Origin of the sequence: Micromonospora sp. II (assembly GCF_001709195.1) — a bacterium.
Classification (GTDB): domain Bacteria; phylum Actinomycetota; class Actinomycetes; order Mycobacteriales; family Micromonosporaceae; genus Micromonospora; species Micromonospora chalcea.
The window spans coordinates 216,195-241,540 of record NZ_LYXF01000067.1 but is presented as its reverse complement, the minus strand read 5'-3'; the positions used below and the strand labels follow the sequence as shown (position 1 = coordinate 241,540).

General features: G+C 66.8%; 17 protein-coding genes. 9 read left to right on the top strand and 8 right to left on the bottom strand.

All coding sequences use genetic code 11. The annotated features are described in order from the left end of the window. Positions 1 to 384: a hypothetical protein gene (locus A8711_RS32230; protein ID WP_124778931.1), complete on the top strand. Its 384-nt coding sequence runs from the start codon at positions 1 to 3 to the stop codon at positions 382 to 384. Here A8711_RS32230 and A8711_RS26955 read toward each other — a convergent pair. Both A8711_RS26955 and A8711_RS26950 read right to left on the bottom strand, forming a co-directional pair. Then, positions 315 to 2,000, bottom strand: coding sequence for a DUF6119 family protein (locus A8711_RS26955; RefSeq protein ID WP_069089740.1), 1,686 nt, complete (start codon positions 1,998 to 2,000; stop codon positions 315 to 317). The genes A8711_RS32230 and A8711_RS26955 overlap by 70 nt on opposite strands. A 97-nt stretch (positions 2,001 to 2,097) precedes the next feature. Then, entirely contained in the window at positions 2,098 to 2,670 is a 573-nt protein-coding gene (locus A8711_RS26950; protein WP_069089739.1) for a DUF4352 domain-containing protein, read from the bottom strand. 99 nt (positions 2,671 to 2,769) lie between these two features. On the opposite strand from A8711_RS26950, the gene A8711_RS26945 reads away from it, so the two are divergent. The 4 genes from A8711_RS26945 to A8711_RS26930 all read left to right on the top strand — a co-directional run bounded on the left by A8711_RS26945 (position 2,770) and on the right by A8711_RS26930 (position 13,584). Further along, on the top strand, positions 2,770 to 4,698 hold the full coding sequence (locus tag A8711_RS26945; RefSeq protein WP_176722892.1) for an N-6 DNA methylase: 1,929 nt from the start codon (positions 2,770 to 2,772) through the stop codon (positions 4,696 to 4,698). Positions 4,699 to 4,791: 93 nt separating this feature from the next. Continuing rightward, on the top strand, positions 4,792 to 5,859 hold the full coding sequence (locus A8711_RS26940) for a serine/threonine-protein kinase (RefSeq protein WP_069089738.1): 1,068 nt from the start codon (positions 4,792 to 4,794) through the stop codon (positions 5,857 to 5,859). A 13-nt stretch (positions 5,860 to 5,872) separates the two neighbouring features. Continuing rightward, positions 5,873 to 8,674: a helicase-related protein gene (locus A8711_RS26935; RefSeq protein ID WP_069089737.1), complete on the top strand. Its 2,802-nt coding sequence runs from the start codon at positions 5,873 to 5,875 to the stop codon at positions 8,672 to 8,674. Then, positions 8,671 to 13,584, top strand: coding sequence for a restriction endonuclease (locus tag A8711_RS26930; RefSeq protein ID WP_069089736.1), 4,914 nt, complete (start codon positions 8,671 to 8,673; stop codon positions 13,582 to 13,584). The genes A8711_RS26935 and A8711_RS26930 overlap by 4 nt, the downstream gene beginning before the upstream one ends. 555 nt (positions 13,585 to 14,139) lie before the next feature. Here the strand turns inward: A8711_RS26930 and A8711_RS32225 are convergent. From A8711_RS32225 to A8711_RS26915, 3 genes are all read right to left on the bottom strand, one after another. Further along, entirely contained in the window at positions 14,140 to 16,008 is a 1,869-nt protein-coding gene (locus tag A8711_RS32225) for a hypothetical protein (protein ID WP_124778934.1), read from the bottom strand. Between the two features lie 252 nt (positions 16,009 to 16,260). Continuing rightward, positions 16,261 to 16,455, bottom strand: coding sequence for a DUF397 domain-containing protein (locus A8711_RS26920; RefSeq protein WP_069089734.1), 195 nt, complete (start codon positions 16,453 to 16,455; stop codon positions 16,261 to 16,263). Continuing rightward, on the bottom strand, positions 16,448 to 17,329 hold the full coding sequence (locus A8711_RS26915; protein WP_069089733.1) for a helix-turn-helix transcriptional regulator: 882 nt from the start codon (positions 17,327 to 17,329) through the stop codon (positions 16,448 to 16,450). The genes A8711_RS26920 and A8711_RS26915 overlap by 8 nt, the downstream gene beginning before the upstream one ends. A 481-nt stretch (positions 17,330 to 17,810) precedes the next feature. On the opposite strand from A8711_RS26915, the gene A8711_RS26910 reads away from it, so the two are divergent. From A8711_RS26910 to A8711_RS26900, 3 genes are all read left to right on the top strand, one after another. Next, on the top strand, positions 17,811 to 18,098 hold the full coding sequence (locus A8711_RS26910; protein WP_069089732.1) for a DivIVA domain-containing protein: 288 nt from the start codon (positions 17,811 to 17,813) through the stop codon (positions 18,096 to 18,098). Further along, entirely contained in the window at positions 18,095 to 18,346 is a 252-nt protein-coding gene (locus A8711_RS26905) for a hypothetical protein (RefSeq protein ID WP_069089731.1), read from the top strand. The genes A8711_RS26910 and A8711_RS26905 overlap by 4 nt, the downstream gene beginning before the upstream one ends. Before the next feature lie 455 nt (positions 18,347 to 18,801). Next, positions 18,802 to 19,392 (top strand): hypothetical protein, encoded by a 591-nt coding sequence (locus A8711_RS26900; RefSeq protein WP_069089730.1) that lies wholly within the window; start codon positions 18,802 to 18,804, stop codon positions 19,390 to 19,392. 18 nt (positions 19,393 to 19,410) lie between these two features. Here the strand turns inward: A8711_RS26900 and A8711_RS26895 are convergent, their stop codons facing one another. From A8711_RS26895 to A8711_RS26885, 3 genes are all read right to left on the bottom strand, one after another. After that, positions 19,411 to 20,097, bottom strand: a complete 687-nt coding sequence (locus tag A8711_RS26895; RefSeq protein ID WP_069089729.1) for a hypothetical protein — start codon at positions 20,095 to 20,097, stop codon at positions 19,411 to 19,413. A 147-nt stretch (positions 20,098 to 20,244) separates the two neighbouring features. Further along, positions 20,245 to 21,147: a hypothetical protein gene (locus A8711_RS32220; protein ID WP_124778935.1), complete on the bottom strand. Its 903-nt coding sequence runs from the start codon at positions 21,145 to 21,147 to the stop codon at positions 20,245 to 20,247. 322 nt (positions 21,148 to 21,469) lie between these two features. Then, positions 21,470 to 22,309 (bottom strand): hypothetical protein, encoded by an 840-nt coding sequence (locus A8711_RS26885; RefSeq protein ID WP_124778936.1) that lies wholly within the window; start codon positions 22,307 to 22,309, stop codon positions 21,470 to 21,472. A 952-nt stretch (positions 22,310 to 23,261) separates the two neighbouring features. Here A8711_RS26885 and A8711_RS26875 point away from each other — a divergent pair. After that, positions 23,262 to 25,334: a DUF262 domain-containing protein gene (locus A8711_RS26875; RefSeq protein ID WP_069089725.1), complete on the top strand. Its 2,073-nt coding sequence runs from the start codon at positions 23,262 to 23,264 to the stop codon at positions 25,332 to 25,334. Positions 25,335 to 25,346 lie beyond the last annotated feature (12 nt).

Sequence of the window (25,346 nt, the reverse complement as noted above, 5' to 3'; positions counted from 1 at the left end):
GTGTTCCTCGGCGAGCCGGACGGCGTTGTCGAGGAGTTGCCCGGCCGAGGCGAGCCGGCCGTAGTGAGCCGCGGCGAGCGCGAGCGTGACCGCGTCGCCGACGCGCCGACACGGCGGGCAGGCGATGTGGACGACGCACCGGCGAAGCGGAAGCGCGCGCTCGTGCAGGGCAGCGGGGAGCAGGCTCAGGGCGTGGCGGAACTCGTCGGGTCGCATCGTTCCTCCTGGGTGGTCGATGGCGCGGCGGCAGACAGGGGTGACCGGCCCGGCGGGCGCGCGGTGCGCCGGGCGGTCGGATCCGGAAGCGGTGCCGGTCAGGCGGACGGGATGGCGACGACCTCGACGTCGACGCCCTCCGTGCGCAGCGTCTTCACCGCCTGGTAGAGCGCGACCTGCGCGAACGTGAACAGCGATTCCGCGGTGACGGTGCGGCCGGCACTCAGGGCGATGGCGTAGACCACGGTGCGCGGGCGGAAGTCCTCGGGCAGGTCCGGCCCGCCCGGCTGCGCGCGCACCAGGTCGCGGAATCGGTTACGCGCCTGCTTGTCGTAGCGCAACGCGTCGAACGACGTGATACCCAGCGCGAAGAGGTGACTGAGCGGCGAGCTGCCCGACGCCCGCTTGACGTGGATCAGCTCACCGTTCGGTCCGAGCAGGTCGCAGGCCTCGATGCCATGCGGGTGCTGCCCGGTGCGGAGGAGCTTCTTGTCCAGCAGCACCAGGCCCGGGTGCTTCTCGGCGGCCTCGCGGTTGTAGCAGTCCTCGTTCGCCAGCTCCTCTGTCCACGGCGGCAACACGACGCTGGCCGGCCGGTTCAGGATGCGGGTCACCTCCTGGCGCAGGAACTCGCGGTGGCGGTCGCCGATCTCGTACCACTGCCCCTCGTGCAGCAGCATGTGGCTGCCGCCGACGGCGACCTCGGCGGTGATCCACCGGGACACCGGCGTCGATGCCATCTCCTCGGTACCGGCGGCGTCGGCGTAGAGCGTCAGCGTGCCATTGCGCAGCCCGGTCCACCGGTCACCGTCGAGGGCGTGGACGGTGTGCGACAGGACGGTCGACAGGTCCAGGTCCGTGGTCAGGATCGGGCGTCGCCCGGACCGGGGCACGCGAACCCGGTACGAACCGACGTGCTCGACGTCGGCCACCAGGCTGCCCGGCACCGCCACGCCGAGATCCGGAGGGTCGGGCAGGCCCAGCCGCCGGTCGAGAACCTCGGTCAGCGCCGCTTGCCGGGGGTCGTTGGAGCGCAGAGGCCGGATCTGCTCGATGAACTCCAGGTCGGCGAGCGGCGACTCCTGCCGGCACACCCGGTCGATCTCCCGCAGATCGGCGAGCAGCCGCTCGGGGGAGACGCCGAGAGGGATGCGCAGCGCGTCGCTGCCTTCGACCCTCACCGCAGCGCGCGCACCCTGGCACGCGGTCAGGTTCGGGTTGTTGACGCGGCCGCACACCTGGCCGACGATCTCTCCCCACTTGTCGATGCCGTACCTCCAGATGGGCTGGCCACCCGGAACCATGCTGCGGTCCACCCGGCCGCTGGCACCCACCACCCGGCGGCGAACCTGGCGGATGTCAGCGGGCTGAAGCGTCCGCACGGCGAAGGAGACGCCGAACGTCGGGTCCACCTTCTCCGGCTCGATCATGAACCGGCCCAGGGTGCCGAAGGTCAGGGCGTATGCCCGGTCGTCCACCGCCAGCAGCAGGGCGCCGCCGCCGCTGCTGTAGCCGATGGTCACGTCCGCCCCGACCAGGCCGGACAGGACGCCGCACCACTCGGCCCGGTCGCGGGGCGCGCTGCCGTGCACCAGCAGCGCCGGTGCGTCGAGGACCCGGTGCGGGGTGGGCTCGAAGCCGTGCCGCCGCAGGTAGCCCAGGTTGAGCGCGGCGCATAGGCCGTCGTCGGTGGCCGGAACGGTGAGCCGGTAGACAGTCGTCGGGTAGGTGCCGGGCGGCGACTGGCGGTCGCGGCCGTCGTCCGGGTTGTTCGCACTGCGCATGTCGATCTCCTCGCGTAGAGAATCGGGCTGGCGGTGGTGCGGTGGGATAGCGCCGGGGCGGGGTTCGCGGATCCCGCCCCGGCCGGCGCAGGCCAGCTCAGCTCAGGGAGACGGTGACGCCGCCGGAGAACGGCGAGTCGTGCAGCTCGAGCTTGGCGAGCTTGACGTTCTTCGGGATGTCGAAGACGACCACGCCGGTGACCTGGTTGCCGGGGTTGATGTCGTTGAGGAACGTCTCGGCGTTCTTGTTGGCGTAGATGGCGGCCGAGCCGTCGGCGGAGTACTCGGTGCCGTTGGCGGCGTACGCCTTCTGGCTGCTGCCGTCGAACATCTGCGACTCCTTGCCGATGTTCTTCACGTTGAGCGTGACCAGGCAGAACTGGCCCTGCGCCTTGGCGCCGAACGCCGACGAGCCGACCTTGCTGACGCCGCACTTGGCGGACTTGACGGTGAACTCGAACTTGCCGTCACGGGCCGGCTGGCCGATCTTCGCGGTCTTCGGCTTGTCGTCGCTCTTGCCGGCGTCCGCCTTGCCGCCGTCGGTGTCGCCGGCGGCCGCCTCGGTGCCGGAGTCCGCCTTGCTGCCGGTGGTGTCGTCGGTGGTGCCGGCACCGCAGCCCAGGGCGACGAGGGCGCCGGCGATCAGGGCGAGCGTGGTGGTCTTGCGCATTGTTTTCCTCCTGCTGTGAACGTGGCGGCGTCAATGAGAGCATCATCTGTGAACGCTGTCAACGAGAATCATGCTTGACAGGTGTGACACACTCCGAACGTGCAGGAGACACCGACAATCACCGCAGCGGAGATCGCCCGGCTCGCCGGTGTCGGCCGGGCCGCCGTCAGCAACTGGCGCAAACGACACGGCGACTTCCCCGAGCCAGTCGGCGGCAGCGCCACCAGTCCCGAGTTCGACCTCGCCCAGGTCGAGCGCTGGCTGCACGCCCAGGGCAAACTCCCGGAACTCACCACCGCCGACCGGCTCTGGCGGCACCTCGTCGCAGCCGGCCCGTCATCTGCGGCCGGGCTTGCCGCCGTCGGCGCTCGGCTGCTCGCCCGGCAACGCGGCCAACGCCCCACCCGCCCGGCAGACCCGCAGCTGAAGGCGCTGGCGCCGGACATCGACGCGCTCGCCGACGAACTCGGCCCACAGGGCGCCTTCGACGCGCTCTGGCAACGCTTCTCCGCCCCCGGACCGGCTCGCCCGCACGCCACCCCCGACGACATCGCCGACCTGATGGCCGGGCTCGCCGCCGTAGCCGGCGGCTCCGTCCTCGACCCCGCCGCTGGCACCGGCGCCACACTGCGCGCCGCCGTCCGCGCCGGCTGCACCTCCGCGTACGGACAGGAACTCGATCCCGACCTCGCCCGGCTGGCCGGGCTGTGGCTGGCGCTGCGCGACGTGCCGGGCGAGGTGAGCACCGGCGACTCGCTGCGCTCCGACGACTACTCCGGACGCACGTTTGACGCGGTCGTCTGCCACCCGCCCTTCGGCGCCAGCAACTGGGGCGACGAGGAGCTCGGCCACGACCCCCGCTGGATCGTCGGCACCACCCCACGTACCGAACCGGAGCTGGCCTGGGTCCAGCACGCGCTCGCCCACCTGCGGCCCGGCGGCCACGCCGTACTCCTGATGCCGCCCGCCGTGGCCGGCCGACGACCCGGCCGCCGCATCCGCGCCGAACTGCTGCGCCGCGGCGTGCTGCGCGCCGTCATCGCGCTGCCGCCGGGGGCGGCCGCGCCGCACGGCGTACCCCTGCACCTGTGGGTGCTGCGCCGCCCACCGGCCGACGCGCCCCCACCGGCGCGGACGCTGCTCATCGACGCCGCCACCGGCGACCACACCCGGATCCTCGACACCTGGCGGTTCTTCGCGAACGACGGCGAGATCGACGAGCCCGGCTACGCGCGCGCCGTCCCGGTCATCGAACTGCTCGACGAGGAGATCGACCTCACCCCCGCGCGTCGCCAGCCCGCCGTCGTGGGCGAGGCGACAGGCGAACATCTGGTACGCACACGCGAGCGCCTCGCCGCCGTCGTCGCCGACCTGCCCACACTGATGCCGCAGGTCACGCCCGTAGCCGACGAGGGGCAGGGGGAGTTCCTCACGGTCGGCGAACTGGTCCGGGCCGGCGCGTTGCAGCTCCTCGGGCCGATCCGGGGTGCTGCGGGCGACGACGGTGAGCTTGCCGGTGACGGTCGGCCGGTGCTGACGGTGCCGGACGTGCTGGGCGGCGGTGAGCCGTCGGGGCGGGACGACGGGCGGCTCGGGCAGGAGATCGCCCTGGCCGCTGGGGACGTGGTGGTGCCGATGATCGCGCGGCAGCTCACCGCGCGGGTGGTGACGGCGGAGGGCGCCCTGTTGGGGCGCAACCTGTACCTGCTGCGGCCGAATCCCGCCGCGTTGGATTCGTGGTTCCTGGCCGGGCAGTTGCGGACGTCGACGAATGAGCGGCAGGCGTCGAGTCTGTCGGGGACGCTGCGGTTCGACGTGCGACGGGCGCAGGTGCGGCGGGTGACGCGGGAGGAACAGGAGCGGTACGGGGAGGCGTTCCGGCGGCTGCACGCCTTCGAGTCGGCAATCCGACAGGCCGCCTCGCTGGGCGCGGAACTCGCCCAGTTGACCGCGGACGGACTGGCCCAGGGCGGGCTCGCACCGGCGGCACGACGTCCGTACCAGCGGAAATCGCCGAAGGGGCACTAGCTCCTTGATCGAACAACGATGTACGGTCGTGCGTCCGCCGGGCTCCGACCCGACGGGTGGCAGTTCGGTTGGGTGTCATCGTGAGGGGGCGGGATGACGCTGGGCACCATCGGCGGCTTCGAGTTGGTCAAGCCGCTGGGCTCGGGCGGGATGGGTGAGGTGTTCTTCGCCGTGTCCCCGACCGCCGACCGCGTCGCGCTCAAGGTGATCCGGAAGCACCTGATCGAGGAGCCGACGATCCGGGACCGATTCGCCGCCGAAGTCGACAGCCTCAAGCTGGTGTTCGGCTCGCGGATCGCCCGCCTGGAGAACGCCGACCCCTACGGCGACCCGGCGTGGCTGGCCGTGGAGTACGTGCCCGGAGCGACGTTGCGGCAGCACGTCGACGCCCACGGACCGCTTCCGTTGCCGCTTGCCGCCATGATCGGCGCGATGCTCGCCGACGGGCTGGGCAAGGTGCACCAGGCCGGCCTGCTCCACCGCGACCTCAAGCCGCAGAACATCATCCTCGGTCCCGACGGCCCGAAGCTCATCGACTTCGGGCTGGCGATCCTGATCGATCGCAGCGACTACCTGACCGAGCCGGGTGCCCTGGTCGGCACGCCCGCCTACATGTCGCCGGAGCAGGTACGCGGTGAGCGGGAGCTGACCGCGGCGGTGGACGTCTACGGGCTGGCGGCGACGCTGGTGTTCGCCCTGACCGGTCACGGCCTCTACCCGCCGACCAACTCGTGGAACCTGCTGCTGCGCATCACAGAGCCCAGCGACCTGCCCGACCTGTCGGGCGTGCCCGCCGAGCTGACGCCGTTGCTCGGCGCGATGCTGGCCCACGACCCCGACGCCCGGCCCGGCCTGGACGACGCCGGCGCCCGCCTGCTTGCCGTCGCCACAGCGAGTAGCGGCAAGACAGCGTCCGGCCTGCGCCAGGAGGTCGCCGGCCTGACCTATGACGGGGACACTGAACTGCTCGTCCCAGCGGATCTGCAGGATCCCCAGCGGGACCCGGAGGACACCTCGGTCGAGCCCGAGGACGACACAGTGCCGGTGCCGGACCCGAAGCCCACCGTGGTCGACCCGGAGCGACAGACCGATTCCGGCCCCGACGTCACATGGCTGGTCGAGAGGATCCGCCGCCAGTACGCCCGACGCTCGACCCTGTAGGAAGGCTCCACCGATGACCACCTCCCAGGACGCCACCTTCGCCCCGGGCTCCCGCATCGTCGTCCGGGACGAGGAGTGGCTTGTCCGAGGCGTCAAGACCGGCACCGCCGACGGCACCATGATCAAGGCTGTCGGGGTGTCGGAATTCGTCCAGGACGTCGAGGCGACATTCTTCACCGGCCTCGAGGACATCAGACCGCTGGTTCCCGAACAGACGGAACTCGTCGTGGACACCTCGTCGCGGTTCCGGCAGAGCCGGCTGTTCCTGGAGGCGGTGCTGCGGCGTACGCCACTGCCGCGCACCGAACGCGGCCTCGCCCTCGCCGACCGGTTCCTGCTCGACCCGCTCACCTACCAGCAGCGCCCGGTCGAACTGGCGCTGTCCGGTCTGCGACCGCGCATCCTGCTCGCCGACGTGGTCGGCCTCGGCAAGACCCTGGAGATCGGGCTGATCCTCGCCGAGCTGATCCGCCGGGGCCGGGGTGACCGGATCCTGGTGGTGTCACCGCAGCAGGTGCTGGAGCAGTTCCAGCGCGAACTATGGACCCGCTTCGCGATTCCCCTGGTGCGACTCGACTCGACCGGAATCCAGCGCATCCAGCAAGAGATCCCGGCCGGGCGGAATCCGTTCACGTACTTCAAGCGCGCCATCATCTCCGTCGACACCCTCAAGGACGCCGGCCAGTTCGGCCACCACCTCGACGCCACCACCTGGGACGTCGTGGTCATCGACGAGTCGCACAACCTCATCAACAAGGGCACTAAGCGCAATGAGCTGGCCCGCCGGCTTGCCGCGAAGACCGATGCCCTGCTGCTCGCCAGCGCCACTCCGCACAACGGTGACAAGGAGTCGTTCGCGCAGCTGATCTCGCTGCTCGACCCGGCCGCGATCGCGAACGAGAAGCAGTACGAGGCCAAGGACATCGCCCACCTCTACCTCCGTCGTACGAAGGTCAGCCCGGAGGTGCGGGACCAGATCGGCGACCGCTGGGCCGACCGGGGCCCCTCCCAGGCGGTGTACTGCACGGCCGGCCCGATCGAGGAGCAGATCTTCGACGAGCTGACCGACGTGTGGCTGGCCGGCAAGTGGAGCGACGAGGCAGTCACCGGGCAGCACCGGCTCTTCCCGTACACGTTGTTGAAGTCTTTCCTCTCCTCGCACCGGGCGCTGCACGAGACGGTGACCAACCGGCGCAAGAAGGCCACTGGCGCCGAGCGCGCGGCGCTGGACCGGCTCGCGGAGCTGACTTCGGCGATGACCGACCACGACTCCAGCAAGCTCGTAAAGCTTGTCGAGGAGTTGAAGAAGATCGGCGTGGGCAGGGGCAGCGACACCAGGGCGGTGGTGTTCTCCGAGCGCGTTCCCACCATCAAGTGGCTGGCCGAGACGGTCCCGGGCATGCTCGGCCTCAAGCCGAACGCCGTGCGGGTGCTGCACGGCGGCGTCGCCGACCAGGACGAACAGCGCATCCTCCAGGAGTTCGAGCTGGCCGGCAGCGAGGTGCGGCTGCTGTTCACCGGCGACGTCGCCTCCGAGGGCGTCAACCTGCATCAGCAGTGCCATCACCTGATCCACTACGACATCCCTTGGAGCCTGATCCGGATCGAGCAGCGCAACGGCCGCATCGACAGGTACGGGCAGAAGCACCAGCCGCAGTTCCGGGCGCTCATCCTCACCTCGGAGCGGGACGACGCCAAGGACGACCGGACGGTCTCCGAGAAGCTGCTCGACCGGGAAGCGGTGGCCCATCGCAGCCTGGGCAGCGTCGAAGCCGCAACTGGTCTCTACGACGCCAAGGCCGAGGAGGACCGGCTGGTCCGCGACCTGCTGGCCGGCAAGAGCGTCGACGAGTCCTACGAGGCGGCCCACGCCGAGATCGACGTGATGGCCGACCTCTTCGGAGATGTCGGCACCGCCCCCGTCATGACGGACGTTGCCGTGGCCCGGGTGCCGAAGCTCTTCGACTCCACCGAGGACTTCGTCGACGCGGCACTGCGGGAGATCTACGAGGACCGGCCCGAGGACCACATCGACCTGCGCCGGGAGGACGAGTTACTCACGTTCCTCGCCCCCGACGACCTGGTGCACCGGCTCACCGACCTGCCCCGCTCCTACCTGCGCGCCCACCGTGAGGGCGAGGACCTTCGGCTGAAGGTCACCTTCGACCGCACACTCGCCCAGCGCAAGCTCGACCAGGCCCGGCAGAGCAAGACCCCGATGTGGCCGGAGATCGCCTTCCTCAGCGACGTCCACCCGATGGTCGACTGGCTTGTCGACAAGGTGCTCATCCGGCTCGGCCGCCAGCAGGCCCCGGTGTTAACCGCCGACGTGACCAAGCCGACCTACCTGATCCAGGGCGTCTACGCCAACCGCCTCGGCCAGCCCACAGTGGTGCAGTGGATGGCCGTCTCCGGCCTGCCCGCCGCGCCAGAGATCCGGCCGATGGACGAGGTGCTGCGCGAGGCCAACGTCGGCCCGGCCATGGTCAACCGCGCGGAGGCCCTGGCGCTCGACCCGTTCCGTCAGCTCCTGCCGCAGGCCGTCGCGGCAGCCCGCCGGCACCTTGAGGCCGAACGCGCCGAGTGGGACGCGGCGAACGCCGAACCGTTGGAGCACTACCGGCGGCGGCTGCAGACCTTCGAGCAGGCCAGCATCTTCGACGAACTGCCCGCCTCGCACCGTGCGAAGCGCCGTGAGCGGGCGCGGAACACCGTCGCCGAGCAGCACGATCTGCTCGACCGTCTGGAAACCGCTGGTGATCCGTTGCTGCGGGTCCTCGCCGTCCTCGTCCCGTCCCCGGAGAGTGCCGCATGAGCTTCGAAGCGCTGACCAACCGCGGCGAGTACCTTTCCGCCCACTACCTCGCCGAGATCCTGCCCACCACCCTGAAGGGTGGCCTGCTCAAGCAGTGGGCCGAGCGGGAGAAGGCGGGCGACCAGACGCCGCGCACCGGGCTGCGGGGCCTGCGCCGCCCCTACTTCGACGCGAAGACGGAGCTGGCCGACGACGACTTCTTCGACCCCGAGCGGCTGCGCAAGCTGCATCAGGAGCTGCTGAAAGCGCTCGGCTTCGAGCCGCAGCCGCAGACCATCACCGTCGAGCGCGCCGGCCAGGAGCATCAGATCACTGTCGCGCACGCGGAACTCACCTCCGCGCACGGCATCGTCGCGCTCGACTGCGGCTGGGCCGTCGACGCCGAGGCCGCGCAAGACCCGGACGACGCCGGCCGCCTGCTCGCCCCGGTCACCCTGAGCGGCACCGAGACGATTGACACCGGTGCGAAGCTCGCGTCGTGGCTCTTCGCCGCCGACGACCCGAAACCCCGGTACGTCCTGATCCTCAGCGGCGGCGTGGTGACCCTCGCCGACCGCACCGCCTGGGGTGAGGGCCGCTACCTGGCCGTCAGCCTGGACACCGCCTACGCCCGCAACGACGACCGGGAGTACGACGTCGTCGCCGCGCTGTTCGGCGCCGACTCGCTGCGCCCGCCCGCCGAGGGCGGCACCGAACCCCTCGCCGACCTGGTCGCCGGCTCCCGCCAGCACGCTGTCGGCGTCTCCGGTGAACTCCGCGAAGGTCTCAAGGTCTCCGTCGAACTCATCGCCAACGAGGTGCTCGACCGCATCCGGCAGGCCGGCTACCAGCCGCAGGACGTGATGGAGCTCGACGAACTGGCCAGGGCACTCGGGCGGGAGGCGTTGCGCTACCTCTACCGGATCCTGTTCCTGCTCTACGCCGAAGCCCGGCCCGAACTGGGCGTCCTGCCGGTCAACGACCGCGAGTACGTCGAGGGCTACAGCCTGGCCCGCATTGGCGACCTCGTCTCCCGCAAGCTCGCCCCCTCGGCCGAGGGCGGCTTCCACCTGTACGAGTCGCTCGACCTGCTGTTCCGTATGGTCAACGACGGCCACCGGCCGCGTGCCGGTGCAGAGGTCGACGACAAGGCCAGCGAGGGCGAGGGCCTGCGCTTCGAGCCGATGAAGTCGGACCTGTTCCTGCGGGAGAAGACCAAGCTCATCGGCCGACTCCTTGCGCCGGACAGCGACGACGAGGACGACCCGGACGCGGCGACCATCGACACGCGGCTACGTAACAAGGTCCTCTACCAGGTGCTGCGTCGGCTGATGCTCACCAAGGGCGCGAAGAGGCGCCGGGGTGGCTTCATCTCGTACGCCCAGCTCGGCATCAACCAGCTCGGTGCCGTGTACGAGGGCCTGATGTCCTACACCGGTTTCGTCGCCACCGAGCAGCTCTACGAGGTCGCCAAKAACGGCGACCCGAAGGACGGCTCGTGGATGATCCCCGCCTCCAAGGCCGACGAGTACGACGACAACGTCTTCGTCTACAAGGAGGACCCGTACACGGGCGTACGGAGCCGGGTCAGCTACGCCCCCGGCGCATTCGTCTACCGTCTCGCCGGCCGGGACCGGCAGACCAGCGCCTCCTACTACACCCCGCAGTCGCTGACCGAGGTCACCGTCCAGCTCGCCCTGAAGTACCGCCTCGACCAGGACGGCACGGTCACGCCGGCGCGGGAGCTGCTGGACTGGACGATCTGCGAGCCGGCGCTCGGCTCCGGCGCGTTCCTCAACGAGGCGATCAACCAGGTCGCCGCCGAATACCTGCGCCGCCGCGCCCGCGAGCTGAAGGTCGACCTGGACCCGGAGCAGTACCACCTCGAACTCCAGCGGGTGAAGGCGTACATCGCGCTGCACAACAGCTACGGCGTCGACCTCAACCGCACCGCCGTCGAGCTGGCCGAAGTCTCACTCTGGCTGAACGTCATGCACGCCGGCCTCCAGGCCCCCTGGTTCGGCCTGCACCTGCAACGCGGTAACTCCCTGATCGGCTGCGGACGCAAGACCTACGACCCGAAGCAGCTCGCCGACAAGTCCTGGCTGACCACCGCCCCGGCGGAGAAGCCGTTCCGGGACGGGCCGATCGACGAGGGCACCGTCCACCACTTTCTGCTCCCCGCCGACGGGTGGGGCGCGGTAGCGGGGGAGAAGGAGGCCCGCGAGCTGGCGCCGGCCGAGACCGCCAAGCTCAAAGCCTGGCGTACGGCGATGAAGCGCGTGCCGTCGGCCAAGGGTAAGAATTCACAGGTCAAACGCTTGCAGGCACTGGCCCGGCGGGTCGAGTTCCTGTGGGGGCTGGTGCAGCAGCGGCTCGCCATCTCCGAGCGGGAGATCCGCCGTGACATCACCGTTTGGGGCGCCGACGACCTGCCGCCGGTGAACGGGGCGGTACCCCGGGAGAAGATCCTCGCCGACCTAACCGCGCCGGGTACGCCGTACTGGCGGCTCAAGACCCTGATGGACGCCTGGTGCGCGCTGTGGTTCTGGCCGCTGGACAAGGTCGGCCTGCTCGACGGCTCGGACGCGGCGTACCCGGCCGCGCCCGTCCAGGTGTCGCACGTCAAGGACGTTCCGGCGTACGAGGAGCAGGTGGTCTACGAGACGCCGGACATCTTCGGCAACGTGGAGCCACGGCAGATGACCCTGCCGACCAGAGCGACCGGCACCCGCCGGACGACCGTGGCCGAACAGCTCCGCAAGCAGGTGCCGCTGACCAACCTGGACGACTGGCTGACGTTCGCGGAGGCGCTGATCGGGCGCAGCGATGTGGACGAGAACACCGAACGCTTCTACGGCCGCAAGCTCGACAGCCTGGCCGAGATGAGCGAGCTTGAGCAGAAGCTCGACGGCGTGATCGGGGTCGACTCGCCGTGGATGCTGGCCGACCGGTTCCCGTGGCTGCTGGCCGCCGAGCGGATCGCCGAGCAGCAGGGCTTCTTCCATTGGGAGTTGACGTTCGCGCAGGCGTTCGCCAAGGGCGGCTTCGACCTCCAGGTCGGCAACCCGCCGTGGGTCCGCCCACGGTGGCAAGCAGACGTGTTGCTTGCTGAGCATGAGCCGTGGTTCAAGCTCGTGGAGCGGGCACCTGCCGAGCTTTGGCGCGAGCGCATGAACGATGTCCTTGAGACTGCTGCCATTCGTACTAGCTTCTTGAGCGAAGCTGCACGCAATAATGGCATGGTGGCATTTCTTGGCGATGTCACTACCTATCCCCTGCTTGTTGGGACTCAGCCAGATTTATATCGCGCTATGATGTGCCGCGTTTGGGATCATTCTCGGCCGCACGGAACCGCTGGAATGGTTCATCCAGATACGCACTTCGGCGGCGTGAAGGAGGGTCTTCTGCGGAAGACAGCCTATCGACGAATGCGGGTCCACGGCAGTCTGGTAAACGGTGCGAACTGGGCCTTCGAGGACGCAGTGCGAAGTCTCGAATTTGGTGTGCACATCTACGGAAACCCGCGGACTCCTCGCTTCAAGCACCTTAGCCGCCTTTATAGTGCGGAAGCTCTTGCGGCGTCTCTCTCCCATGATGGTCAGGGTGATGTGCCGGGCTTGAAGCACAAAGGGAAGTGGGATACGCGCCCCCATCTAGCACGGGTTGTCGATGTTGACCTGGATTTGATGTCGGAGTGGCAGCGTCTTAAAGCCGATGCGGATGTCCCGGTTGATGAGGCGCAAATGCTCTTTCCGATCACCGTGCACGAGGCTGACGCCATCTCCGCACTTGCAACTTTCAAGCGCCGTCTTAGCGACTACTCTCCGCGGATTAGTCGCGGATACGATGAGTCGAATGCGCGGCGGGATGGACTGATTCGCTGGGAGCAGCGTGAGACGGGCTCGCTCGAACAGTTGGTGCTTCAGGGGCCGCATTTTGGAATTGCGTTGCCGTGGGCGAAAGAGCCGAGGGTGCCCTGCCGAAGCAATCGCGACTGGGACTCGGTGCGCCTGTCGGATTTGCCTGACAACTTTGTTCCGAGGACCAACTACGTCCTGTCGAGTAATGAGGCGAGCACGAGATCGGGTCAAGATACATGGGATGGTCAGAGCTGCACTGAATTCTTCAGGTTAATGTGGCGTAGGATGATTCCCTTCAACACGGAACGGTCGCTCTTCGCTGCAATCATGCCGCCCGGCCCGGCGCATGTGAACACCATTCGATCGATGGTTCTCGAAAACAATCTAATCACAGTGCTCACTGCTGGTTTCTGGGCGTCCCTTCCGCTTGACTACTATCTTCGAATCACGGGTCGCGCTGATCTTACTCCAGCTGATTGTCAGTCAATGCCGGCTCCGCAGCCCGACCATCCGCTCGCCTCCGGGCTTTTGCTGCGCACCCTCCGCCTTAACTGCCTTACTAGAGCTTACGCAGACCTTTGGGCCGAGCTTTTCCATCCATCCTGGCTGAGTGAAGAGTGGGCGAGCGACTGGCCAACCCTTGAGGCGCTCGGTGACGTTCGCCCTGCCTGGGACACACATTCTCCCCTGCGTAGTGAACATGCGCGTCGCGCACTCCTTGCCGAGCTTGATGCTTTGGTTGCAGTTTGGCTTGGTATCGACGTCGAGCAGCTGATCGCGCTTCTTAGATCCCGATATCCGATCCTGACTGACCGTGAAGATCAAATGTGGTTCGATGCGGTGGGTCGCAGGATCGCCGCAGATCCGTACTCGTACGGACTCGGACAAACCAGAAAAAGCTTTGAGCAACTCGTGGCGTACATCGGCGATCCGAAGCGGAATCCTGTGCCGGAGGGGTATGCGGCGCCGTTCTACAAGGTGGATCGGGAGAACGAGTATCGGCAGGCGCATGCTGTGTTCAGCAAGCGGCTTCAGGATGCGATCGACGCGGGCTGGCAGCCGTCGTAGCCCGTATCCCTTCTCACCCCCGAGGAGAGCAGATGGCTCCGAGTAACCACCAGAAGCACCAGGCTGGGCGGCACCTCGCGGTGGCCGGAGCCCTGTTGCAGGGCTATTCGGCGAGCCTTGAGGGTCCACAGACGTTGTGAAGAGCAGCGGCAGGCGGGCGGCGGTTTAGGTCGCCGCCCAGGGCGCATGGATGACTGCAGACGTGTACAAGGTTACGGCGCCTCGATTGACTTCTATGTCCTGGTGAACGTGACCGATCGGCCGCGGGACTTCTACGTAGTACCCGGAGACGACCTGCGCAGCGGCATGGATGAGCGGCACCAGGAGTTCATGTCGAGAGTCGGTGGCGTGCGCCCGCGCAACCCCGACAGTCGTCACACGGCGATCTACCCGGCGCAGGTGGAGACGTGGCGGAACCAGTGGTCGCTTTTCGCCCAAGCGGCTCAACCTGCGAGCAAAGAGGCAAGCTCCTGGAGTGACAGCGCGACGGGAGCCATGGACGCCGACAGCAGCCTTATCCGAGAACGTAAGGACGACGGCTATTAATCGCGAACACTAGGGCACCTCGGGATCAATTCGACGAAAATCACCGGACGCAGCTTCGTATATACAGGCAATTCCGAGAGATGTCAACAGGTCACACAAGTCATCGTCAGGGAGAGATGGCAGAAGAACAGCCAGTCTGCGGTAACTCACAAACCTTGCATAGTCAAGTAGTTGCCCTATAGCTAATCGCACAGAATTACGAGACGCGGACGATTTTGCCTCTATCAGTTCAAATGTGAGAGCGTCGAATACGTCAGTGAAGAGATACCCCTTACTGCCGGGTATCGATATGCGGTGACGAGGCACGAGGCGCCTGCCTGATCCAACAAGCCAGTCAAGGTATCGACTGACCAAGCCTGCTTCTGGGCGACCCGTAACGCGACTACTAGATTCACAATGCCGCACGCTAGCCGGCATGTAAGCCTCTACAGCAACATAGCGATAACAACGGCGATCAGATGCGCTAGTGGATGCTCGGCGATTTTCGACAAGGCCGGAGTCATACTTCTCGGTTAACGCACGGAAGTGGTCGCGGATGAAACCGACGAGAGGGGTTGCGGCGTCTTCAGCCAGGTCCTCGTAGTCGGCAACCAAGGCGTCGAGCACAATTTGGGCTGCACTACTCTTGGCGAGAACATCCCGCCCAGAAGTGAGCGATCCCTCAACCGTAAAAGATTTGGCGAGAGCAGCACTCTTAAGCGTCAAGTACGCCCGGAATCGCTCTGCATGCTTTGGGCCTTCGACCTCAACTCGCCATAGCTCAATATCAATCTGCGTCGTCTTTAGGGTCTTGGTCAACGCGTCGATGGGACTGAGCGCCCGAAGACCACCAGGCGCAATGTGTACTTGGATCGCCGCCCATTCGACAGGCCAGTCGGCGAGGAGTGTATCTGGCCGCCCTTTTGCCAAATAGACAGCGCCAACCACCGCCTTGAAGAACTCTGCGGCCATCTTCTCCCGCATACCAAGGCGCTCTTCGCTCGGCGAGAGGAGCGCCCCTGGCTCAAGGTTGGCGAGTTCAAACGATTTCACGAAGTGGGCCTGCGTCAAGTCTTGAAACTTGAACGCTGGAGGAGGCTGCCTGCAAGCCTGAATCACAGCAGATAATGCATACTCGTGTGAGAGTACTGCGGACCCAAGAGCAGCTAATACTAAACTAGAGTTCTTTCGAGTAGCCGATCTAGGGGTAGGGTCTTCGCTATACGTCCAAGATTTGTGAGTCAACGCAGACGACACAAGGACTGATGCTCGCTTGGGTAATTCAAACAGATCCATCACCCGACGTACCGCATCGAGATGCCTTTGAGGCAGTCTACGGGCCTGTCCGTCAAGAACGTTCTCCTCGGCAGCTTTCGCATGGAGAACAGCACTGCTGTCAGCGAATAGCGAGCAGACAAGGCTTGCTGCAACGGGAGCTCGGCCAACGACACACAGAAGACCCAAAAGCTGATAGTAGATTTCGGCACAGACTGCAGGCGAGAAGGCGTGTCGATCTTCCGATCTTGCCACTAACGCCGATTTGCGAATCCACGACATTTCTGAAGTGCGCGAAGGTATACTGTCAAATGTTTCGCTCACTAGATTATGCACTTCAGCCTGGTCGTTGGGCTTGAGGATCAACAACGCGTGGGCTGCGGCTTCCCGCCGAACGAAGGTTCGACCAAGGGCTGCTAGGGCTTGCAGTAAGCCACGGGTCATACCTCGGCGATCAAGGGCTTGCTCGTTCACGAAGGAGGCGCGCATAAGCCCTATCTTTAAATCAGATTCAATGGATCCAGAATCTTCGCGAGCAAGCCCGTGGCTCTGTAGAAGATCAAGAACCGGCTGATTGTCCGAGAAGTATGAAAGAATGTCGGGCGCTTCGCCGAATATCTGCATCGTCAAAGGATTTCTTGGTGTGGTCAAGTTTGATCACCCGATTTTCTGCCCCAGCCAAGATTGTCAAGAGGGCTGCGCCTTTGGTGAGAACTTGCACTCTTTCGACACTGCCTATACCTGTTGTTGATAATCTAGTGCGGCACTCGGTAACTTAACGTGGAGTGTTGCATCCGGCTGGTCGAGAGATTCATTTCCCGACGCCGGAGCGCGCTTCTGCGTCTGCTGGGCGCGCTCACGTCATCGCTGCAAGGGTCAAGCTTCGACCTTGGCTGTCCGGACGAAGGTGCTCCAAGCGGTGGGGGAGAAGGTGAGAGTCGGTCCGGCCGGGTCTTTGCTGTCGCGTACTGCGACGAGGCCGGGGAGGTTGTCGGCGACCTCGACGCAGTTGCCGCCGTTGTCGCCGCTGCGTGTGCTCTTGCGCCACTGGGCGCCGGTCAGCTCAGCCATGGTGGACCTCTCCGATGATCTTGTTGATCAGTTGCTTCGATTGTTGCTCATCGAGGGCCAGGGACGTGAGACTCGCCCACACCTCTTCATAGATGGCGAGTTCTTCCTTGCGGTCGAGGTAGAGTGCGCCGGTCAGCGACTCGTTGTAGATGACGGATGGGTCGGGCTCCACCCGGTTGCGCAGCGGGAAGTCCAACATGACGAAGGGACCGGCGACCGCGCCGAAGTGCAGACCGGCGCTGAGTGGGAGCACCCGGATCGAGACGTGCGGGAACGCGACTACGTCGAGCAGGTGTCGTAGCTGTTCGGCCATCGTGGCGGGGCTGCCGACAACCCGTAGGAGAACCGCTTCGGAGAGGACGACCTCGAACTGAGGCGCGGGCGGGAGGCGGCGTTCCAGCAGTGCCTGACGTTGGAGTCGCACCTCGACAAGCCGCTCCCGTTCCTCCTCGGAGATGCGTGAGCGGTGCTGGTAGACGCCGTGGGCGTAGCCTCTGGTCTGGAGCAGCCCGGGAATCAGGGTGTCGTCGTACTCGCGGAGGCGGGAGGCGGCGGATTCGAGGCCGACGTACAGCTCGAACCAGTCGGGGATGGCGTCGCCGTAGGAGTGCCACCAGCCCTTGGCTTTGGTCTCGTTGGCCAGGGCGACGAGGGCGGTGGTCAGCTCGGGGGTCGCGGCGTACAGCTCGCACATCGCCTTGACGTCGACGGCGCGGGTGGGGCCGAGGCCGGTCTCGATGCGCCACATCTTCTGCCGGCTGCACTGCATGGCCTCGGCCGCGCCATCGAGGGTCATGCGGGCTTCGGTGCGCAGCTCGCGTAACGCTCGCCCGAGTTGTCGCCTAGGAACTGTCGAGCCCATGTCGTCGGCCATCGGCCACCCCTTTTCGTGTTGCGTTTTGTTACATCCGGACGCCATCGGTGAAACGTGGAATGGTTACCTGAGAAGTGCTTGCCTTGCGCTTCCTGCTGACGAAGCGACTCACGCGTCTGACCATACAAGACACCCCCGACAACAGCCATCAACGCGCAATTCCCACGGGCGGCCGCCTCTTCCGTTGCGCAACACTGCGGGGCCCTCCCGTGGAACGGCTCGCGGCTCCGGAAAAGGAAATCGGCGCAGACCGGGGAAATCGTGGCCGCAAACGTTGCTTATTCACTGGGAACTGCCTCAGGATGGCCAGTGCGGCGGCGAGGTACCCCCGAATCGGCCGCCGCACTCCCCAGACCACCCGACACCGGCCAGCCCGGATGCCGTACCGCTGAGCGAAGCTGCGGTGTTCGGGCGGGGTGGGTCCGCCCGTGCGGGGAGGGCGGGTGGACCCACCCATCCACGACCAGGAAGGCAGGCACCGATGAGCGTCCGCAACCAGAGGCCGTTCCCCGAGGGTGCCGGGACGACGCACCGCTCCCGCGCGTACCCCAGTCTGCTGCCGTGGCAGGTGCGCGAGCGCCGCTTCCCGCCCGCCMGGCTCGGACGTCGCGGCCTGAACCCCGATGAGGTGTACGCCTTCCTCGACCGGGTCGCCGTCGACATGGCTGCCGTCTACGACGCGCTGGCGCAGAGCCGACGGGAGACGCTGCGGATCAAGGTGGCGCTGCGTCGGTGGCAGTCCGAGCAGGCCGAGGGTGGTCGGCGGTGAGCGGACGGTACGTGATCCACCTGCCCGTTGTCGCCGCCGACCTGCCGGCCGCGCAGCGCCTGGCCCGGGTCGTCGGCCGGTGGATCACCGTGCTGCCGATGATGGACCCGGGGGAGATGACCGTCTCGGAGGAGGACGCGCAGTTCCTGCGGCACCGGGTCTTCTGCGATCTGCGCATGCCGGGCGGGCGGCGCTGCGTGCTCCGCGACGGCCACGACGGCGAGTGCTCCCGCCGCCTGCGCCGCTGACCTGCAAAGGTAACGCGACTGTGGCGTGAAAAGTGAGCGGTCATGAAGGCACGAGAAGCCAAGCCGCCGCCGCAACGCCTATCCGCTGGCATGACTATTCTTCGGAACCGTGACCGCAAAACAATTACGACACCTGACTCTACAAGACCACGTCGCGCTATTCACGCTCGTGCATTCCCATGCCGGGGCCGTGAAGACGACGTGCTTCCGAAAACCGCGAATGCGTATCCGTATATCTTCTGACAGTCATTCCGGCCAGGCGTGGTGATGATTGTCAGATGCCGAAGTGCCGCGCGCGGTGCCAGGACAACACCCTCTGCAAGAACCGTGTACGGATCGCGGGGATTCGTTGCCACAAGCACCCCGGGATGCCGGAGGCGGGCCCACGGCATCCCAAAGAGAGGAAGACGCGGGGTAGTGCCCGCGCGTCACACCCGAGGCGGCGGGTCACCGGCATGAGCGCAGCGCCCCGAGGAGTCGGCGGCGGTGCCAGGCAACGTCGCGAGCAGGAGCGGGTCCAGAAGGCCGCCGACTTCTGCGCCTCCGTCCTCACCGACGGGTGGGTCGAGGTCGTGTCGGACCGCGCCACGGAGTGCGTGACCGAGGAGACCTGGAGGCGACTCTTCAGCCGCCGACGGCGGAGGCGGTGCAAGCTGCTGGCGCGCATGGCCGGGGCGATTTTGGCGTGCAAGAAGAAGCTGCACGACCTGGTCGGAGCGGTCGCCGCTTGGCTCGCCTCACTTCTGGGCGGCGACCGGGTCGTGCAGTCGCTCGCCCGCGAACTCGCGTCCCGCATCCCGCTGCCCCCGGACGCCAAGATGGTCGCCACGGCCCGCGGGCTCCAGGTGGCCGGGGTGCTGTTGTGCGTGGTGAACGGGGACGACCTGACGAGATGCCAGTGCTTCATCGATCTCGCGCTTGAGGAAGCCAAGACTCAGGTCAAGAAGATCCTCGTCGCCGCGCTGGAGGACTGGACCGACCTGGCGCAGTTTCCGGCCAAGCCCTCCGTTGCCGAGCGAGGCGCGTACGGGACGGCCGGTGGCTGACGGCAGCGCGTACCCCCGTTATGGCCACGACGGCGGGGGCGGGCCGAACGCGCGGCGGCTGGCCTTCACCGCGAGGGTGGCCATAGCGGCGTTGGCGCCGCCACCGATCAACGCGCCGATCCCGAACGGCGCCACCCGCCCGAGAACGATGATTCCCTGCTTGGTTCCGTACTTCGTGATGAAGTTCTTGCCCAGGATCTTGTTGATCTGCCGCAACGTCTCCAGCGGCACCTTCGCGACGACCTGGCGGCCCCAGTGTTGCCCGGTGCGCTCCGCAACCTTGGTGATGGTGGCGGAGCCGGATCCACCGAGCATGATGCCCATGACGATGGTGCGGCGGCGTTCGATTTCGTCGATGCCGACTCCATGGACTTCGGCGATCGAGAGCGCGAAGAGGGCGCTCAGTTCGAGGGAGGAGAGCACCTCGCCGGCCGACAGCGCCAGGGCGATGCCCGTTCCGACGCCGGGCGCGGCAGCAGCCCCGCCGACCGCGGCGCCCGTACCGGTCAAGGCGCTGACGTACATCCGCTCCAGGTTGCGGATCACCTCTTCAGGTGTCGCCTCCGGGTTTCGCTGGCGGGCCCGTGCGATGTTCTTGCGCACCAGCGGACTTTGAACGGCGATGGCCTTGTCCAAGAGGTCGAGGACCCGCTGCCCGGGTACGGCTGCTTCCGAAACCGATCCGTCGGGGGCATCCGAGGTCATGCCGGGAACTCCTTGGGGTCGAGGCGCGTGGGGGTGGGCGGTCTGAGCCACGTCGCGCTCGGCCGCAGTGGGTCAGGCTACGCGGGCGCACGTGGCCGCCGATAGATCAGAAGCGTCCGTCCACTCGGTACGAAGGGCCACTCGGCGTCAGGAACAACGGCACGACCCGAGTGGTGAAGGCACGACGCCACACGCAAAGCAGGCGTCGGGGCGCGGAGTCCGCACGGTCCGAAGCGGGGGCGGAACCTGGATCCTTCGGAACACTGGCGTGGGCGCGGGTGGGCTCGGGGGGAGGGATTTCCGGGCGGCCTTGACCTGCTTTTCGGTGGCCCCCTGCCAGCCGCGCGCTCTGACCTCCTGGGTCAACCTCTTGATGCCGAGCCCGGGGCGGCTCGCCTGGACTTCGCGGACCACGTCCGCCAAGGTGGGTCGCTCGCGGCTGGGTGTGCCGTTCTTTGCCGGCTTTGGGGTGGCGGGAGAGGGCGAGACCACCTTGATGGTTCCTCGGGCCTTCGACTTCGGCGGGGGAGGGTCGGTAGGCGGGTAGATCATCGTGATGGTCCCGCCGTCCTTCGTCCTCGTCTTCGTCGGCTTCGGGTTCGCGCTCGGCGGCGTGGTCGCCGTCGTGGTTCCTCGTGACTGCGAGCTTGGCCGGGCCGGGTACGCACGCAGCGCCTTGCGTACCTGCTCTTCGGAGACGTCGAGCCAGCCGCGCTGCCGGAGGTGCCGGACGAGCGTCTTGTCCTTGATGCTGGGCATCCGGCGCTGGAGCTCGCGGGCGGCATCCGCCAAACCGCGTTGGGTGGGCGTTGTGCCACGAAGGCCGCCCCGCGAGGTGGAGCTGGAACGGCGCGAAGGACGGGCCGCAGCCACCCGCTCCGATGGCTTCAACCGGTCGAGCCAGGTGTCTGGGGTGCGGTCGGGCCGGTCGTCGTTTTCCCAGTCGCGCCGGAAGTCGGCCGAATCGCGGCCCTCCGCGTTGGCATACCAGTCGCCGATGGTGCGCCGCATGACCAAGGTGGCCTCCGATGTCGTCGGGTGCGTGACCACGTATGTGAGGCTGTCGACACTATGGCGGACGTGCTGCGGCGGGAATTCACCGAACGTTCTGGCCGGATGACGAACGGCTCCTTCGTTCGTACGGCGATCTGACTGATCCGCGTCATTGGTCGATCACGATCAACGGGCGTCAACCTTTTGCGTACGGTTGTAGGTTGTTCCGCATCTCTGATGCTGGCTTTGCGCGCCGGTGAAGTGGTCTCAACGAGATGTGGGTAGAAGGTGTATGGCGTCGGGCGGCCGGGACGGACATCGCGAAATGACCTACGGGCGGTTCAGCACGAAACCGGTTCGTCGAGGGCGGCCGCCCTGATCAGTGCCTCTCTGCGCGCCGCACGGCGAGGACCGTGCCATCGCGGCCGACCGACAGCACCCCGCCGTTCAGCGGAGTTCGCGCCCACTGGCGAAAGGTTTGCGGTGCGGCGCGGAAATACGCGCCGAGCTGACCGTCCGCGAGCTGCCGGTAGAGGCTGCTCTCCACACCGCGGAAGACCTCCAGAATCTCGCCGTCCGGCAGGGGTGCTCGGTAGCGGGTGCCCTCCGCTCGCAGACCGCTGGGCAGCCGGAGCGTACGCGCGGTGCTCGACGCCCACGGCAGGTCGATCTCGAACAACGCCTGCTGGCCGAGATCGGGCTGTTCGTCCCGCTGGCGAGGTGTCGCGTAGGCACGCGCGGTGCCGTTGTCCCCGGCGAAGAGGAGTGCCGTCGCTGCCGCAGCGCGCGTCAGGATCTGGGTGAACCAGCCACGCCGCTCGGCGGGTATGTCGAACACGTCGGGGCGACCGGGCGGCAGGTCCTCGGCAGGGGAGACGTCCGTAGCCTCGGCCGGGAGATCGGCGTCGGCCGGCACCTCCCAGGTGCGGGCCTCGTCGGGCGGTGCGGGCTGCGGCCGCCAGTTCTGGTCGCCGGGTGCAGCACCCAGCAGCTCGTCCAGCTCGTCGTCCGCGCCCGACCACAGCTCTTCGTCCCCCGGCGGGTCCAGCACGTACGAGGTGATCCGCGTCTGGGACAAGTAGGAGGCCACCATGAGCGACGGCTGGCTGCGCCCGCCCACCCGCAGCGCGTCCACCTGGACGGCCGCGCGGGCGAGCTGTCCGTGCGCGAAGCCCGGGGACTGGTGGGTGCCCTTGCACTCCAGTACGACGATCTTCATGCCGTTGCGCCGGGCCAGAGCGGTGGTGGCCCAGCAGGATGTAGTCCGGTCGTTTCGTGGTCCTCGGCGTGGTGGCGACCTCGCCCACGCCGTCGAGGAAGCCGGCCTTCAACGCGACCTCCGCGTCAACTGCGTGGAAGTCCCAGCGCGGATGCTGCCGTCGCAGCACCTCCTTCGCCACTACCATGGCCAAGCCGATGCCCAACTGCTCCGACTGGGCCACCTTGTGGTGATATACCACGTTGCCAGCATGCTGGGACAACGCGAGATGACCATCGCGTACGTCCAGCGTCGCGCAGTAGCGGACATGAGCCCAGTGTCGGGCCACCTGCGCCAGCGGCGACGCGGTCAGGAACGTGGTGGCCACGCCCAGTTCGTGCAGCACCTGTGCCGGACTGGTGCGAATCGCGGCACCGATGCGGACCGGTATCGGCGGCTTGCCGTAGCGGTAGGCATCGTTGTCCCGGGCGCGTTCCTTGGCGTACGCGAGCACGTCGCTGACGAGTTGCTCGGAGGACTCGGCCGCGAGTGTCGACTCGGCACCGAGAGAGCGCACCTGTGATTCGATCTTCACGCTTACCCCCAGGGTGAGGCACAGCGTTCGTCTCGGACACCCAGGGTTGCCGATCAAGTGCTCACTGTCAATGTGGTCGGCCTGCCGCGCGGAGGGTTCCCGTTGGGTCCGGGCATCCCTGGGCGATGGCAGCCGACGTCAGGAGTAACGGCACGATCCCAGCTGGAAGGGTGCCAAAGCTGCAGGCGAGGCAGGCGTCGGGACGCTACGGAGGGGGAAGCGGCTACCCGTATCGGCGCTCGTTGCGATTTCGGCGACGAGGTCGAACAGCCGATATTCCTACAGTCTCATTGACACCATCCGGAATGGACCGGTAGCAGTACTGGGCACGGCTTCCGCGCCCGCGCGGCTGAGCTGCATCGTCCCCGGGGAGATTACTTGAAGGCGAACGAGACGACCGTCCGAAACCTGCTGCAAGGCGAGAAGCAGTATGTCGTACCGCTCTACCAGCGCCGCTACAGCTGGAAGCGCAAAGATCTCGCACAGGTTTGGGCTGACGTGATGCGGGTGACGGAGGTGAGTGACAACGCCACACACTTCCTCGGTTCGGTGGTCCTCGCGCCGAGTCCGGCTAACACGCCGACCGGCGTGCAGAGCTGGCTCGTCGTGGACGGGCAACAACGGTTGACGACACTGAGTATCCTGCTGTGTGCGATTCGGGATCACGTTCAAGAGTCCGATGCGCAGCTAGCGGCCAAGATCGACGACATGTACCTGTTCAACAAGTATGCGTCGGGGATGGAGCGATACACGCTTCTACCCACGAAGGCCGACCGTGCGGCGTGGTTGGCGCTCGTGGAAAGGGACCCTGGTGCTGGTGGTGAGGATCGGATCGGCGAGGCCTATCGCTTTTTTCGGGCCGCGCTCGTCCAAGCCGACGACCCGGACGACGACCATGATCTGATTCGGATCGAGCAGGCGGTAGCGGCGAGGTTGAGCCTCGTGGAAATCGCCGCGCACCCGGATGACAACGTCCACCGCATCTTCGAGTCACTCAACTACACCGGCCAGCCGCTCACCCAGGCAGACCTGCTGCGAAACTACCTCTTCATGCGCCTGCCCGCTAGGGGTGACCACGTCTACGAACGGCATTGGCTGCCCCTTCAGGAGTTGCTCACGGATAAGCAGCTTGAGGACCTGGTCTGGCTGGACCTGGTGCTCCGTGGGGACGACCGCGCCACCCAGGAGGCGATTTACCAGTCGCAGCAGCTGCGCCTCGGCCAATTGTCCGGTGAGGCTGCGATCGAGGAGTGGATCATCGATCTCCACCACAAAGCGCGCCTGTTCCGCAAGATTCTGAAGCCGGGCGAAGTCGCAGATCCGATCCTGCGGCGGGCGTTGGACCGGCTCGACCGCTGGGGTGCGGCAGTGGTCCACCCCATCGCTCTCTATGTCCTGCTGGCGCACGAGGCGCGCCGCCTCAGCTCGGCCGAAGCCGCTGATGCACTACGGGTCGTCGAGAGCTACCTGGTCCGTCGCATGATCGCGGGCATCGCCAGTGCCAACACCAATCGAATCTTGATGTCGCTGGTCAAGGACCTGGGAGAACAGGTCCCCTCGGCCAAAGCGATCACGCGGGCGCTTTCAGGGGTCCGGAAGAAGTTCCCCACCGACCAGTACATCCGCGAAGCCGTGCTGGTGAACAGCTTCTACTGGCTGGGGCGCGGTCCGCAGCGCAGCTACGTGCTGCGCTGCATTGAGGAGGACTTCGAGCACAAGGAGCCCATCAACTTCGACACCGCGAAGGTCACCATCGAGCACGTGTTGCCGCAGTCCCTGACGGACGAGTGGCGGGAGATGCTGGCTCCCGACCTGGAGGCCGACGAGACGGTCGAGGAACTACACAGCTCTCTGGTGCACACTCTCGGGAATCTAAGCCTGACCGCGTACAACCCCAAGCTGGCCAACGACGGATTCGAGGCCAAGAAGAAGATCCTCCGCGACAGCGGACTCGCGATGAATCGTGAAATCGCTGACTCGCCCCGGTGGGGTCGAACGGAGATCCTCGCGCGTGGCCGAGCCCTCGCTGACCGAGTCCTGCTCATTTGGCCGGGCCCCGACGAATCGGCCGCGGTGACTCCACCCAGCCCACGCTGGTCCCTGATGAACCAGGCGCTTGCCAGCATTCCTGCCGGCCGCTGGACCAGCTACTCGGACATCGCGGAGGTGATCGGCGTATTCCACCGCGCGGTTGCCGGACGCCTCGCCAGTGTCCAGGTTCCGAACGCCCATCGAGTCTTGAAGATCGACGGCGCCATCTCGGCAGACTTCCGCTGGCCCGACCCTCAACGCCGAGACGACCCACGGACCGTGTTGGAGGCCGAGGGTGTGCGCTTCGACCATGCGGGTCGGGCGGCAGCTGACCAGCGGATGACCGCCACCGAACTAGCACGCGAGGTTGGTCTCGACACCAGCGAAGACGGGGAAGGCGAGGAGCCGGCAGCCGCATAACGAGCCTGCCCG